Here is a 12,432-nt window from a genome sequence, read left to right as displayed (position 1 = left end):
TCCTGCCGAAGCCCCCCGCTCTGCCCACTCCCCGCCCTGCGTCACGTGGCCGACCGCGGCCCACCGGGTGGCCGGGGGTCAGGCCGGACGTTCCCCGCGCAGGCTTCGGAGCGGTGAGGCGAGGCCCGGGGCGAAGCTCAGAGTCATGCCGGCCGCGGCGATCAGCAGGGTGGGCCTCGCGCCCAGGGCGGCGCCTGCGGTTCCGCCGAGGATTCCACCCAGGGGAAGGCCGCAGCCGGACAGGAAGCGGGTGGTCGCGCTCATCCGGCCGAGCATGCCGACCGGGGTGAGCGCCTGTTGGAGGCTCGACTGGGCGACGAAGCGGACGACTCCGCCCAGGGAGAGGGCCGCGAGCCCGGCCGCCGCCACGGGGACGGTCCAGCCGGGGTGGGCCAGCGGCATCAGGGCGGCCGCCGGGCAGGTGACGAGGGGCGCGAGGCAGCTGACCCGGCCGGGGCCGAACCGTACGGACAGGCGCCTCGCGCAGAGCGCTCCCAGCAGGGCGCCGCAGCCCATCCCGGACAGCACGAGGCCGGTGCCGGTGGAATCGAGGCCCATCTCCCCGGGCAGGAGGACCAGCAGCATGGCCTGGTACATCGCGAGGAAGAGGTTGAAGAACGCGTCCCCGAGGACGGTCGCGCGGAGCACGGGATGCGTGAGGACGAACGCCAGGCCCTCCTTGACGCCGCGGAGCAGCGGGGGCGTGTCGGCGGGGTCGGGCCTGCGTTCGCGGGCGCGGATGCCGATCGCGAGGAGTCCGGACACGGCCATTCCCCACGCGCCTGCCAGGACCGCGGCAGGGGGTCCCGCCCAGCCGGCGAGCGGGCCGGCCACCGCAGGACCGCCGATGCTGGTCACCGAGCGCACCGCGGAGAGCTTCGCGTTCCCCTCGACGAGGTCGTCGCGCCCCAGCAGGTGCGGGAGGCAGCTCACGTGGGCGGCATCGAAGACGGCGGTCAGTGCCCCGTGGACCAGGGCTGTCGCGAGGAGCCAGCCCATGGTGAGGTGACCGGCCCACCATGCGATCGGTATCGTCGCGAGCGTCAGCGCCCGCACCAGGTCGGTGCCGACCAGGACCGTCCGCTTCGGCAGGCGGTCCACCCACGCCCCGGCGGGCAGCCCGACCAGGAGCGAGCCCGCGGTGACCATGGCGGTCAGCAGTCCGACGTCGAGCTCGCCGCCGTCGAGGGCGGCGACGGCGGCCAGCGGCAGGGCCAGGAACATGATGCGGTCGCCCAGTTGACCGGCCGCGGTCGCGGCGAACAGGCGCCGGAAGTCGGGGTTGTGCAGGAGTCCGGAGCGCGGAGCCGAGGGCATTCGGTCACCGGCTCCCGGTGGTGGTTCGGCGTCCCGCCGGATCCCGCGGCGCAGGGTCGTCGGCGGCGAACTCGTAGACCACCTGCCGCAGTCCGTCCGGAACGACGATGTCGGCGGTCTCCACGGGGCGGCCGGTGGTGTCGTAGATGGTCCGCTCGATCCGGAGCACCAGATCCCCCGGGCCGATCCCCAGGAGGTGTGCCTGCATCCGGGTGGCGCGGGCGGGGCGGGGCCGCTCGACGACGGAGTGCACCAGGACACCGATGGAGCGCATGCGTTCGACCACGCCCCGGCCGGCGAGGGGGCCGGTCTCGGGGAGCACGACCGACGTACCTCCCGTGATGGCCATCGGTTCCCAGGATTGGGAGAGTTGGACCGGTCGGCCGTCGGCGAGGAACTCGTAGTGCGTGGTGACGCAGGGATCGCCCGGGCCGATGGCGAGCCGCTCGGCCACGTCCTCGGGGGCCGGGACGCGCACCAGGCTGTGCGTGTCCCAGGAGTCGGCCCTGCCCCGCTCCTCCGACGGGGCGGGGAGCGGGGAGCCGGACCGGTGCGCGCGGTGCCGGGAGCGGATCATCGGCAAGCGCTCGCCCGGGGCGGCGAGGTACGTTCCCGAACCCGCGCGTCCTTCCAACAGGCCCTCGGTGATCAGCCTTTCGACGGCGCGCTGCGTGACGTTCCGTCCGACCCCGTACTCGACGGCGAGCCTCATCCGCGACGGCAGCCGCGCCCCGACCTCCCACTCTCCCGCACGGATGCGTGCGCGCAGCGCGTCGCTCACGGCGAGGTACGGCGCCTCCCTGGGCATGGCGGCTCCTCCGGTCGTCCGGCACGGCCGCCGGTGGTCCCGAGCGGCCTCCACACGCTAGGCGACGGGCCGAAAGCTGCTGGAGTAGCCGACAGGACCGGAAGGTCGGCGGAGCCGGCGCCCCGGCGGGCCGGGTCCTACGCGCGGGCTCCCGGACCGGCCTCGTGGCAGGCCTCGATCAGGGCGCGCAGGGCGGCCCGGGGCGGACCGCTGCGCACCGCGAGGCAGGTCCCCATGACCGGCTCGGGGTCGGTCAGCGGGCGGAACGCCACGCCGGGCAGGGGGAGTTGACCGGCGTGTGCGGCGTAGAAGACCGTCCAGGACGGTTCGCCGTGGGCGATGGCGGCGAGGGTGTCCTGGTCGTTGGTGAACTCCGGGCCCAGGGCGGGCGTGTAGCCGGCGGCCCGGCAGGAGCGCATGACGAGGTCGTGGAGGGCGGGGTTGCGGGAGCGGCGGGAGATCCGCAGCGGTAGGTCGGCGAGCCGGGCCAGGGCGACCGTCTCCTGCTCGGCGAGCTGGTGGTCCGCGGGGAGCGCGGCCACCAGCGCGTCCTGCCACAGCGGTAGGAACTCCAGCTCGGGGTCGGCCCGTTCGCCGCGCAGCAGGGCGGCGTCCAGGTTGCCGGCGCGCACCTGCGCCAGGCGTTCCCCGGTGCTGCCGGTGACGAGTTCGATCCGGGTGTGTCCGGCCCGCCGGGTGAACGCGGTGAGTACGGCGTCCAGCCGGGCTCCCAGCCCGGAACTGGTGCCGAGGCGCACCGTCGCGGCCTGTTCGGCGCACAGTTCGTGGATGGCCTCGTGGGCGCGCGTCTGGAGGGCGAGCATGTCCCTGGCGTACGGGAGGAGCCGGTGGCCGGCCTCGGTGAGCCGGACGACGCGGGTGGAGCGGGTGAACAGCTCGGTACCCAGCTCGCGTTCGAGCCGACGGAGCTGCTGGCTGACCGCGGACTGCACGATGTGCAGCCGCTCGGCGGCGCGGCCGAAGTGGAGTTCCTCCGCCACCGTGAGGAAGTAGCGCAGCTGACGCAGTTCCATGGGCTCCCCGGTTTCTCCGCCCGTCGCGACCGGCATTGATCACCGTTCGCGATCAGTGTAGGCGCGGATCGCTCCTTGGTCGGCGCAGGTGATCGCGCTTGGCTGGGGACATCACGAACCGCCCGGCCCGCAAGGCCCCACGAGGCCCCGCACGGCAGAGGAGAACCATGCCCAGCCTGGACGTCAACGACACCACGCTCCACTACGAGGACGAGGGGACCGGTCCGGCGCTGCTGTTCCTGCACGGCTGGGGCACCAGCGGCCGGACCTGGGGCGCCCAGCAGGCCGACTTCACCCGGGACCACCGGGTCGTCACCGTCGACTGGCGCGGTTGCGGCCGGTCGGCCCGACCCGTCCGGGGCAACACCACCGCCGGGGTGGTCGGCGACCTGGTGGCGCTGATCGGCGCGTTGCGGCTGGATCGGCCGGTGCTCGTCGGCTCGTCGATCGGCGGGACGTTCGCCACCGAACTGGGGCTCCAGCGGCCCGAGTTGATCGCAGGTGTGGTCCCGGTGGGCGCACCGGGGTACTGGCCGTCGACGAAGGGCCAGGCGCAGCTCGTGGCCGATCTGCGCCGCGACCGGGCCGGTACGGTCGCGGACTGGGTGCCGGGGTGGTACGCGCCGGGCACCGCGCCCGCGCTCGTCGACTGGACGGTCCGCCAGATCCTGGACTCCGGCGTCCACATCGACGAGCACCAGGCCACCGCAGCCGGCTACGACCCGCGCCCGGCACTGCCGGGGCTGCAGGTGCCGATCCACTACCTCCACGGTGAGCTGGACACCGCGATCCCCCCGGAGGTGGCCCGGGCCTGCGCCGCCGCCACTCCCGGAGCGGAGGTGGGCGTGATCGCCGGCGCCGCTCACATGCCGCACCAGGAGCTCCCCGACCGGTTCAACGCCGCACTGCGCGCCGCGCTCGCCCGGATGTCCCGGGCCTCCCGGAGCGCGCCGTAACCGGCCCGGTCGCGGCGGCCGGGCGGGTGCGGACCCGGGCGGGCGCGGACCCGGCAGGGGCGGTGCGGGCCGGCGAACCGGGAGGGCGCGCAGGCCCGCTCGCGGCCGGCCGCCGACGCCGAACTCCGGGGGACGGCGGCCCGTCGCCGGATTCCCCCGAACGGCGGATGCGTGCCGTGGCGGTTCCCGGCCTTCCGGTCAGTAGCCTGCGGAGCCGAGTCCGACACCTCACGGAACGAGGCCCCCATGGCGCACCCCCGCTCGTCCCGCCGCCCGGTCCTGCCGTACGGGGCCGTGCTCGCCGCCGCGGTCGCGTCCGGCCCCGCCCCGGCGTGAACCTCTCCGGGTTGCGCGGCAACCGCTTCCTCCTCGCCCTGCTGATCGTGGTGGTCCTGTGCTCGGCCGGCACGGCGTTGTACCTGAACGAGCGCAACACCCGGCAGCAGGCCCGCGAACTGGCCCTCCCGGTCGCCGGTGACTGGATCGAACTGGACGTCACCTCCCAGGACATCGACCCCGGGACGGGCGAGCTCACCCTCTTCGTCGTGGCCGTGCCGCGCGGGGGCCTCGCCGCGGGGCCGGGCTCCTCCGTCTTCAGCCGACAGGTCGCGATCACCGTCGAGGCGGCGACCGTGACCGAGCTCCGGGCTGCGCCGGGCGAGGCCGTGACGCCCCAGCCCGTGCGCGCCAACTTCTACGACGGCACCGTGACCGACTACCCGTTCGACCGCCACCACTTCGCGCTGGCGTTCGCGGCCACGGACGCCACGGGGGCCGTTCCCCTCGGGGTGGTCTTCGCGGACGCCGACCCGTTCTTCCTGGTCCACCCGACCAGCACTCCGAACAGTGCCGGGGCGACCGTCCTGACGGGCACGGTCACCCGGGCGCGCAGTACCTTCATCCTGGCCTGGTTCATGATCGCGGCCATGTGGGCGCTCGCCCTGGCGGTCCTGGCCGGGGCCGAGGTGCTCCTCCGCGGCCGGCAGGGGATGGTGTGGCCTCCGCTCGGGTGGATGGCCGCGACCCTCTTCGCGCTCATCGGCATGCGCAATGCCGCGCCCGGCTCGCCGCCGATCGGTTCGCTCATCGACTACGTGGCGTTCTTCTGGGCCGAGGGCATCATCGCGGCGAGCCTGGCCGTCACGGTCGTCTCCGGCAGCCGGATCGAACACCGCAGACGGGCCGAGGCGGCGGCGGAAGCGGCAGCGCCGGCGGCCGCACCCGGCTCCGGGCCGTGACGCCCGGGCCGGGCCGCCGTTCTGACAGGCCGCCCCGATACCGGCCTGACAGCCGTTCTGACAGCCCGCCCGATACCCGGCCGGGCCGCGCCGGTCGGCGTCGATGCTATGACGGGCGGGAGGCGGGGGGACCGTGAGAATGGGGCGGACAGTCCCCCGGAAGTCCCGGAAGTCCCAGAGAAGGCGAACCCCCCCATGGATCTCGGCGTGCGCTGGAAACTGCACGGTGACGGGCGCACGCCCGCACCGGGAGCGGTCGTCCGCCCCGACGAACGGCTCTCCTGGCCCCGCACGGCAGGGCTCGGCGCCCAGCACGTGGTGGCCATGTTCGGCGCGAGCTTCGTGGCGCCCGTGCTGATGGGGCTCGACCCCAACCTGGCGATCATGATGTCGGGTGTCGCGACCGTGGTCTTCCTGCTGGCGACCCGCGGACGGGTGCCCAGCTACCTCGGCTGCTCGCTCTCCTTCGTCGGCGTGGCCGCGGTGATCCGCGCCCAGGGCGGCACCAGTGCGACGGTCACCGGTGCCGTGTTCGTGGTGGGCGCGGCGCTCTTCCTGGTGGGCCTGGCGGTCCAGCGCTTCGGGGCGCGGATCATCCACGCCGCGATGCCGCCGATCGTCACCGGTGCCGTCGTCATGCTGATCGGCTTCAACCTCGCGCCGGTCACCGCCTCGACCTACTGGCCGCAGGACCAGTGGACGGCGCTGCTGGTGATGCTGTTCACCGGGCTGGCCGTGGTGTGCCTGCGCGGCTTCTGGTCGCGCGTGGCGATCTTCCTCGGGCTGCTCTTCGGCTACGCGGTCTCCTGGCTGTTCGACCGGGTCTTCGGGAAGATCCACTCGGTGGACGCGAGCGGGAACCCCACCGACCACTGGCGGCTCGACCTGTCGGGCGTCGGCAAGGCGGACTGGATCGGCCTGCCGGACTTCCACGGCCCCTCCTTCCAGTGGTCCGCGATCCTGGTGGCCCTGCCCGTGGTGATCGCACTGGTCGCGGAGAATGCCGGGCACGTCAAGGCGGTCGGTGAGATGACCGGCCAGACGCTCGACGACAGGCTCGGCACCGCGATCTCCGCGGACGGCGTCGGCTCCATGCTCTCCACCGCGCTCGGCGGCCCGCCGAACACCACGTACTCCGAGAACATCGGCGTCATGGCCGCCACCCGGGTGTACTCCACCGCGGCCTACTGGGCGGCGGCCGCCTTCGCGCTGCTGTTCGGCGTCTGCCCGAAGTTCGGGGCCGTCGTGGCCGCGATCCCCGGCGGGGTGCTCGGCGGCATCACCGTCATCCTGTACGGCATGATCGGCCTGCTCGGCGCACAGATCTGGATCAAGTCCGACGTGGACCTGCGCAACCCGCTGAACCTGGTGCCGGCCGCGGCGGGCATCATCATCGGCATCGGCAACGTCACCCTGGAGTTCACCGACAGCTTCAGCCTCAGCGGCATCGCGCTGGGCACCCTGGTCGTCATCACCGGCTACCACGTGCTGCGGGCGCTGGCCCCCGCGCACCTCAGGACGCAGGAGCCGCTGCTCGACGAGGGCACCTCCTCCTACGACACCGGCCCCGCGGACGGCACCGGCTCCGCGGACGACACGGGCCCCGAAGGCGACACGGGCCCCGGGGGCGGCGCGGGTTCGGGCGGCGCGCGGCCGGGCACGCGGTAGCGGTCGGTGCGGGCGGCGGCTGCGCGACGGGGCGCCCTTTCCACGGGGCCCTTGCCACGGCGTCCTTGTCGCGATGCCCCTGCCCCGGTGCCCCCGCCCGGGGGTCCCCGTTGCGCTGCCCGGGCCGACCGGTGGACGTGCCCGAAAGTGCCGCTGCCGGTCGGCCTGCTTGGTCCGACGGGCCGTCAGGTGGTCGAATCGGTCCCTGCGTCCCTTCGGGGCCGGTCCGGACGACACCCGTGCCGGCCGCTCGTCCACCCGGGAGTGGCATGTCTCCGCTGTCCCACCGCCGCACGACCGCCGTCGGCGTCGTGGCCCTCACCACGCTCGCGATCACCTGCGCCTCGGCCACCGCCGGCAGCTCCGCCGCGGCGGGAAGGGTCCTGTGGACCCCGAGTACCGGCAAGGGTCCGTCCTCCTTCGCCGCCGTCCAGTGCGCGCAGGGCGACTTCGGCGTCGTCAAGGACCCCGTCAAGGGCAGTGTGTGGCGGGCGTTCCAGGCGGCGGGCGAGGAGCGCTGCGAGACGCTCAGCCCCGACCTGAAGGAGGGCGACACCTTCTACCTCGGATGGTCGTCCAAGGTGGACATCAAGGACGCGAAGAGCCGCTACGTCTTCCAGCTCAAGTGCTCGCCGAGCACCGGCACGGCGAACCACCCGATCGAGATCGACGCGACGACCGGGCGCATCCGCCTCCAGGAGTGGGACACCGACCATGTGGCGCACACGCTGTGGACCGCGCCGACCGCCAACGACCAGTGGCACTCCTACGCGTTGAAGATCCGCCTGGGCCGCACGGACGGCACCATCGACTTCTGGTTCGACGGCGTGAAGCAGACCTTCACCACCGGCTCGGGCACCTTCAAGGGGACCACCTGGGACGGCACCCGCAACTACCTCAAGTGGGGTTCCTACCACCTCTCCCCGGGGGACGCGACGAACACCTTCACCAGCCCGATCATGGCGACCACCCTGGAGGGCGCGACCGCCGGCTCGTAGGGTCCGGCGGACCCCGGCGGGACCGGCCGGTCGGAGGGGCCCCGCCGGTGGTCAGGCCCGGCGCAGGGCCTCGGTGAGGTGACGGGTCGCTTCGATGACGGCCTGGGCGTGCAGCGGACCGGGGTGGCGGGTCAGTCGCTCGATCGGGCCGGAGACGGAGACGGCGGCCACCACGCGGTTGGAGGGGCCGCGGACGGGCGCGGAGACGGACGCGACGCCCGGCTCGCGCTCGCCGATGGACTGGGCCCAGCCGCGCCGCCGGACGCCGCTGAGGGCGGTGGCGGTGAAGCGGGCGCCCTGGAGGCCGCGGTGGAGGCGCTCGGGCTCCTCCCAGGCCAGCAGGACCTGGGCGGCCGAGCCGGCCTTCATCGGCAGGGTGCTGCCGACCGGGACGGTGTCCCGCAGGCCGGAGAGCCGCTCGGCGGCGGCTACGCAGATCCGCATTTCGCCCTGGCGGCGGTAGAGCTGTGCGCTCTCGCCGGTGACGTCGCGCAGGTGGGTGAGGACGGGGCCCGCGGTAGCGAGCAGCCGGTCCTCGCCCGCCGCGGCGGAGAGTTCGGAGAGACGGGGGCCGAGGATGAAGCGGCCCTGCATGTCCCTGGTGACCAGACGGTGGTGTTCGAGTGCGACGGCGAGTCGGTGGGCGGTGGGCCGCGCCAGACCGGTGGCGGCGACCAGCCCCGCCAACGTGGCGGGGCCCGACTCCAGTGCGCTGAGCACCAGAGCGGCCTTGTCGAGAACGCCGACGCCGCTAGTGTTGTCCATGCCCTAAGACTGCAGTCTCATTCCGCGAGACGCAAGTTCAATCTTCCGGGAAAAGCGCCACTCTGGATGCAGCAGCCCGGGAGACATCCAGAATGCGGCCTCGATCAGGCGTCCGCATCGTGGACACCGATCCGGCGTGCAGGTCGCGCGACGCGTGCCTCACAGGGCGGCGGAAGCACTGACCCCGACGACACGAGAAGGCCGGCAACGCGGCCGGCTGGAGGGATTCCGATGGGACGGACACTCGCAGAGAAGGTCTGGGACGACCACGTCGTGCGGCGCGCCGAGGGCGAGCCCGACCTGCTCTTCATCGACCTGCACCTGCTGCACGAGGTGACCAGCCCGCAGGCCTTCGACGGCCTCCGTCTGGCCGGGCGCCCGGTCCGTCGGACCGATCTGACGATCGCCACCGAGGACCACAACACGCCCACCCTGGACATCGACAAGCCCATCGCGGACCCGGTCTCCAAGGTGCAGCTGGAGACGCTGCGCAAGAACGCCGCCGAGTTCGGCGTCCGGATCCACTCGCTCGGCGACGTCGAGCAGGGCGTCGTGCACGTGGTCGGCCCGCAGCTGGGCCTGACCCAGCCCGGCACCACCGTGGTCTGCGGCGACTCCCACACCTCCACCCACGGCGCCTTCGGCGCGCTGGCCTTCGGCATCGGCACCAGCCAGGTCGAGCACGTGCTGGCCACCCAGACCCTGCCGCTGGCGCCGTTCCGCACCATGGCGATCACCGTCGAGGGCGAGCTGCCCGAGGGCGTCACCGCCAAGGACCTGATCCTGGCGATCATCGCGAAGATCGGCACCGGCGGCGGCCAGGGCTACGTCCTGGAGTACCGCGGCTCGGCCATCCGCAGCCTCTCCATGGAGGCCCGGATGACCATCTGCAACATGTCGATCGAGGCGGGCGCCCGGGCCGGCATGATCGCCCCGGACCAGACCACCTTCGACTACCTGGAGGGGCGCCCGCACGCCCCGCAGGGCGAGGACTGGGACGCCGCCGTCGCGTACTGGAAGACCCTGGTCACCGACGAGGACGCGGTCTTCGACCACGAGATCTTCATCGACGCCGCCCAGCTGACCCCGTTCGTCACCTGGGGCACCAACCCCGGCCAGGGCGCCCCGCTCGGCGCGAACGTGCCGGACCCGGCCTCCTTCGAGGACCCGCAGGAGCGGATCGCCGCCGAGAACGCCCTGGCGTACATGGGCCTGGAGGCCGGCACCCCGCTGCGCGAGGTCGCGGTCGACGCCGTCTTCGTCGGCTCCTGCACCAACGGCCGGATCGAGGACCTGCGGGCCGCCGCCGCGATCCTGGACGGCCGCCGGGTCGCCGAGGGCGTGCGGATGCTGGTCGTGCCGGGCTCGGTACGGGTCGCCCTGCAGGCCGTCGAGGAGGGCCTGGACAAGGTCTTCACCGCCGCCGGTGCCGAATGGCGCCACGCCGGCTGCTCGATGTGCCTGGGGATGAACCCCGACCAGCTGGCCCCCGGCGAGCGCTGCGCATCCACCTCGAACCGCAACTTCGAGGGCCGCCAGGGCAAGGGGGGCCGCACCCACCTGGTCTCGCCGCAGGTCGCCGCGGCGACCGCCGTGCTCGGCCGACTGGCCGCGCCCGCCGACCTCTCGTCCAACGTCGCTGTGGAGGCCTGAGCAGCATGGAGAAGTTCACCACCCACACCGGCCGGGCCGTCCCGCTGCGCCGCAGCAACGTCGACACCGACCAGATCATCCCGGCCCACTGGCTGAAGAAGGTCACCCGCTCCGGCTTCGAGGACGGGCTGTTCGAGGCCTGGCGCAAGGACGAGTCCTTCGTCCTCAACCTCCCCGAGCGGCAGGGCGCCACCGTGCTGGTGGCCGGCCCCGAGTTCGGCACCGGCTCGTCCCGCGAGCACGCGGTCTGGGCCCTGCAGAACTACGGCTTCCACGCGGTGATCTCGTCCCGCTTCGCCGACATCTTCCGCGGCAACTCGCTGAAGAACGGCCTGCTCACGGTCGTCCTGCCGCAGGAGACCGTGGAGCGGCTGTGGGCCCTCACCGAGGCCGACCCGACCGCCGAGATCACCGTCGACCTGGAGGCCCGCGAGGTGCGCGCCGAGGGCGTCACCGCCTCCTTCGAACTGGACGACAACGTCCGGTGGCGGCTGCTGAACGGGCTGGACGACATCAGCATCACGCTGCAGAACGAGGGCGACATCGCGGCCTTCGAGGCGACCCGTCCCGCGTTCAAGCCGCGGACCCTTCCGATCGCCTGATCGACCGTCGCCGCAAGCATTCTGACGATCCGCCGGACGGCCCGTCCTCCCCTCGGGGGGGCGGGCCTTCCGCCGCTCCGGAGCCGGAGTTCGACTCCGCGGCCGGCCCCCGATTGCCGACAATGCATTGCCGCAGAGGGCCCCGCGCATGCACAACTGCGGGTAGATGGCACAATCAGTGCATGCACCGGCACCATGAACCTCCGTACGCGGGCGGCGAACCCGCGTCACCGGAGACCACGGGCCGGGGAGCCGAACGCCGAATTGACGATCCGCGGGACACCGCCGCCTCAGCCGCTGAGGAGCCGGACGACCCGGAAGTCGCAGCGCTCTACGCGCTTGTGGCCGAGCGGTTGAAGCAAGCCCACGCCCGCGTCCATGCGCTGAACGTGTCCGCCGATGCAAAGACCGCTCTCACCCGTCAACTCCTGATCGTCACCGAGACCGCCAAGCGCGATCTTCCGGAGGCGGCAAGGCGGTTGAGTCGCTTTGTGCAGGACCTCGACGAGGGGCGCCCGCCCGTCGTCTGAGGTCGCCGACGCGCAAATCCATTGCGACACTAGGGTGATTCGCGCGTTTGGTAATTGAAAGTCCGCAGATACATACCTAACGTGCGAAATGAACGGATGGAATCATCCGGCGCCCGTTTCCGAAGGGGAAGACGTGAACAAGGCTCAGCTTGTCGAAGCGGTGGCCGAGCAGCTGGGCGGTCGCAAGGCTGCCGCAGAGGCCGTCGACGCAGTGCTCGACACCATGGTGCGTGCCGTCGTGGCGGGTGACCGGGTCTCGGTCACCGGTTTCGGCACCTTCGAGAAGGTGGAGCGCTCCGCGCGCTTCGCCCGCAACCCGCAGACCGGCGAGAAGGTCAAGGTCAAGAAGACCTCCGTCCCGCGCTTCCGCCCCGGCCAGGGCTTCAAGGACCTGGTCAGCGGCGCCAAGAAGCTGCCGAAGGAGGGCCCGTCGGTGAAGAAGGCCCCCAAGGGCTCCCTCACCCCGGGCAAGAGCGGTGTCGCCGCGACCCCGGCCGCCAAGCGCGCCGCCGCCAAGCGCGCCACGGCCGCCGCCGCTGCCGCCGCCCCGGCGAAGAAGGCCGCCGCCAAGAAGGCCGCGACCACCGCCGCGAAGAAGACCACGGCCACCGCCGCCAAGAAGGCGACCGCGACCAAGACGACGGCCGCCGCGAAGAAGGCCGCGACCACCGCCGCCGCGACCAAGAAGACCGCCGCCGCCGCGAAGAAGACGGCCACCACGGCCGCCGCCAAGAAGACCACGGCCGCCACCGCGACCAAGAAGGCCGCCGCCGCCAAGAAGACGGCCCCGGCCAAGAAGACCACCACCCGCAAGACCACCGCGCGCAAGACCACCGCGAAGTAGTCCGGACGGCCTTCGAGAG

Annotated in this window: 12 protein-coding genes; 8 read left to right on the top strand and 4 right to left on the bottom strand. The window is 73.0% G+C overall.

The window, feature by feature from the left end:
- Positions 1-78 precede the first annotated feature (78 nt).
- The 3 genes from ACWGB8_RS04345 to ACWGB8_RS04335 all read right to left on the bottom strand — a co-directional run bounded on the left by ACWGB8_RS04345 (position 79) and on the right by ACWGB8_RS04335 (position 3,159).
- Positions 79-1,317, bottom strand: a complete 1,239-nt coding sequence (locus tag ACWGB8_RS04345; protein WP_452210122.1) for an MFS transporter — start codon at positions 1,315-1,317, stop codon at positions 79-81.
- A gap of 4 nt (positions 1,318-1,321) precedes the next feature.
- The gene (locus ACWGB8_RS04340) at positions 1,322-2,125 is read right to left on the bottom strand and encodes a GntR family transcriptional regulator (protein ID WP_452210120.1); all 804 of its coding nucleotides are present in this window, start codon (positions 2,123-2,125) and stop codon (positions 1,322-1,324) included.
- Positions 2,126-2,262: 137 nt separating this feature from the next.
- Positions 2,263-3,159: a LysR family transcriptional regulator gene (locus ACWGB8_RS04335; RefSeq protein WP_452210118.1), complete on the bottom strand. Its 897-nt coding sequence runs from the start codon at positions 3,157-3,159 to the stop codon at positions 2,263-2,265.
- Between the two features lie 167 nt (positions 3,160-3,326).
- On the opposite strand from ACWGB8_RS04335, the gene ACWGB8_RS04330 reads away from it, so the two are divergent.
- From ACWGB8_RS04330 to ACWGB8_RS04315, 4 genes are all read left to right on the top strand, one after another.
- Positions 3,327-4,115 carry an alpha/beta fold hydrolase gene (locus ACWGB8_RS04330; protein WP_452210116.1) on the top strand — a complete coding sequence of 263 codons (789 nt, stop codon included), beginning with the start codon at positions 3,327-3,329 and terminating at the stop codon, positions 4,113-4,115.
- A 347-nt stretch (positions 4,116-4,462) separates the two neighbouring features.
- Positions 4,463-5,353 carry a DUF4436 family protein gene (locus tag ACWGB8_RS04325; protein ID WP_452210115.1) on the top strand — a complete coding sequence of 297 codons (891 nt, stop codon included), beginning with the start codon at positions 4,463-4,465 and terminating at the stop codon, positions 5,351-5,353.
- 195 nt (positions 5,354-5,548) lie between these two features.
- The gene (locus ACWGB8_RS04320; protein WP_452210113.1) at positions 5,549-7,021 is read left to right on the top strand and encodes a uracil-xanthine permease family protein; all 1,473 of its coding nucleotides are present in this window, start codon (positions 5,549-5,551) and stop codon (positions 7,019-7,021) included.
- Positions 7,022-7,290: 269 nt separating this feature from the next.
- Complete coding sequence (locus tag ACWGB8_RS04315) at positions 7,291-8,019, top strand: heparin lyase I family protein (protein WP_452210111.1); 729 nt, start codon at positions 7,291-7,293, stop codon at positions 8,017-8,019.
- A gap of 51 nt (positions 8,020-8,070) precedes the next feature.
- Here the strand turns inward: ACWGB8_RS04315 and ACWGB8_RS04310 are convergent, their stop codons facing one another.
- Positions 8,071-8,784: an IclR family transcriptional regulator gene (locus ACWGB8_RS04310; protein ID WP_452210110.1), complete on the bottom strand. Its 714-nt coding sequence runs from the start codon at positions 8,782-8,784 to the stop codon at positions 8,071-8,073.
- A gap of 231 nt (positions 8,785-9,015) precedes the next feature.
- Here ACWGB8_RS04310 and leuC point away from each other — a divergent pair, with 231 nt between their 5' ends.
- The 4 genes from leuC (at position 9,016) to ACWGB8_RS04290 (ending at position 12,413) form a co-directional block, all read left to right on the top strand.
- Positions 9,016-10,437, top strand: a complete 1,422-nt coding sequence (leuC, locus tag ACWGB8_RS04305; protein WP_452210108.1) for a 3-isopropylmalate dehydratase large subunit — start codon at positions 9,016-9,018, stop codon at positions 10,435-10,437.
- A 5-nt stretch (positions 10,438-10,442) separates the two neighbouring features.
- Complete coding sequence (leuD, locus tag ACWGB8_RS04300) at positions 10,443-11,039, top strand: 3-isopropylmalate dehydratase small subunit (RefSeq protein ID WP_452210106.1); 597 nt, start codon at positions 10,443-10,445, stop codon at positions 11,037-11,039.
- Positions 11,040-11,221: 182 nt separating this feature from the next.
- Entirely contained in the window at positions 11,222-11,569 is a 348-nt protein-coding gene (locus ACWGB8_RS04295) for an SCO5555 family protein (RefSeq protein ID WP_452210105.1), read from the top strand.
- Between the two features lie 133 nt (positions 11,570-11,702).
- Positions 11,703-12,413 carry an HU family DNA-binding protein gene (locus ACWGB8_RS04290; RefSeq protein ID WP_452210103.1) on the top strand — a complete coding sequence of 237 codons (711 nt, stop codon included), beginning with the start codon at positions 11,703-11,705 and terminating at the stop codon, positions 12,411-12,413.
- Positions 12,414-12,432 lie beyond the last annotated feature (19 nt).

It is taken from the genome of Kitasatospora sp. NPDC054939 (genome assembly GCF_053610105.1).
Note: the sequence above shows the minus strand (reverse complement) of the source record. Positions and strands in the feature narration are given on the sequence as shown.

What these genes read in the sequence shown, in the direction of transcription:
- ACWGB8_RS04345 (WP_452210122.1), bottom strand. Translation starts at nt 1,317, where the DNA reads ATGCCCTCGGCTCCGCGCTCCGGACTCCTGCACAACCCCGACTTCCGG.
- ACWGB8_RS04340 (WP_452210120.1), bottom strand. Translation starts at nt 2,125, where the DNA reads ATGCCCAGGGAGGCGCCGTACCTCGCCGTGAGCGACGCGCTGCGCGCA.
- ACWGB8_RS04335 (WP_452210118.1), bottom strand. Translation starts at nt 3,159, where the DNA reads ATGGAACTGCGTCAGCTGCGCTACTTCCTCACGGTGGCGGAGGAACTC.
- ACWGB8_RS04330 (WP_452210116.1), top strand. Translation starts at nt 3,327, where the DNA reads ATGCCCAGCCTGGACGTCAACGACACCACGCTCCACTACGAGGACGAG.
- ACWGB8_RS04320 (WP_452210113.1), top strand. Translation starts at nt 5,549, where the DNA reads ATGGATCTCGGCGTGCGCTGGAAACTGCACGGTGACGGGCGCACGCCC.
- ACWGB8_RS04315 (WP_452210111.1), top strand. Translation starts at nt 7,291, where the DNA reads ATGTCTCCGCTGTCCCACCGCCGCACGACCGCCGTCGGCGTCGTGGCC.
- ACWGB8_RS04310 (WP_452210110.1), bottom strand. Translation starts at nt 8,784, where the DNA reads ATGGACAACACTAGCGGCGTCGGCGTTCTCGACAAGGCCGCTCTGGTG.
- leuC (WP_452210108.1), top strand. Translation starts at nt 9,016, where the DNA reads ATGGGACGGACACTCGCAGAGAAGGTCTGGGACGACCACGTCGTGCGG.
- leuD (WP_452210106.1), top strand. Translation starts at nt 10,443, where the DNA reads ATGGAGAAGTTCACCACCCACACCGGCCGGGCCGTCCCGCTGCGCCGC.
- ACWGB8_RS04295 (WP_452210105.1), top strand. Translation starts at nt 11,222, where the DNA reads ATGCACCGGCACCATGAACCTCCGTACGCGGGCGGCGAACCCGCGTCA.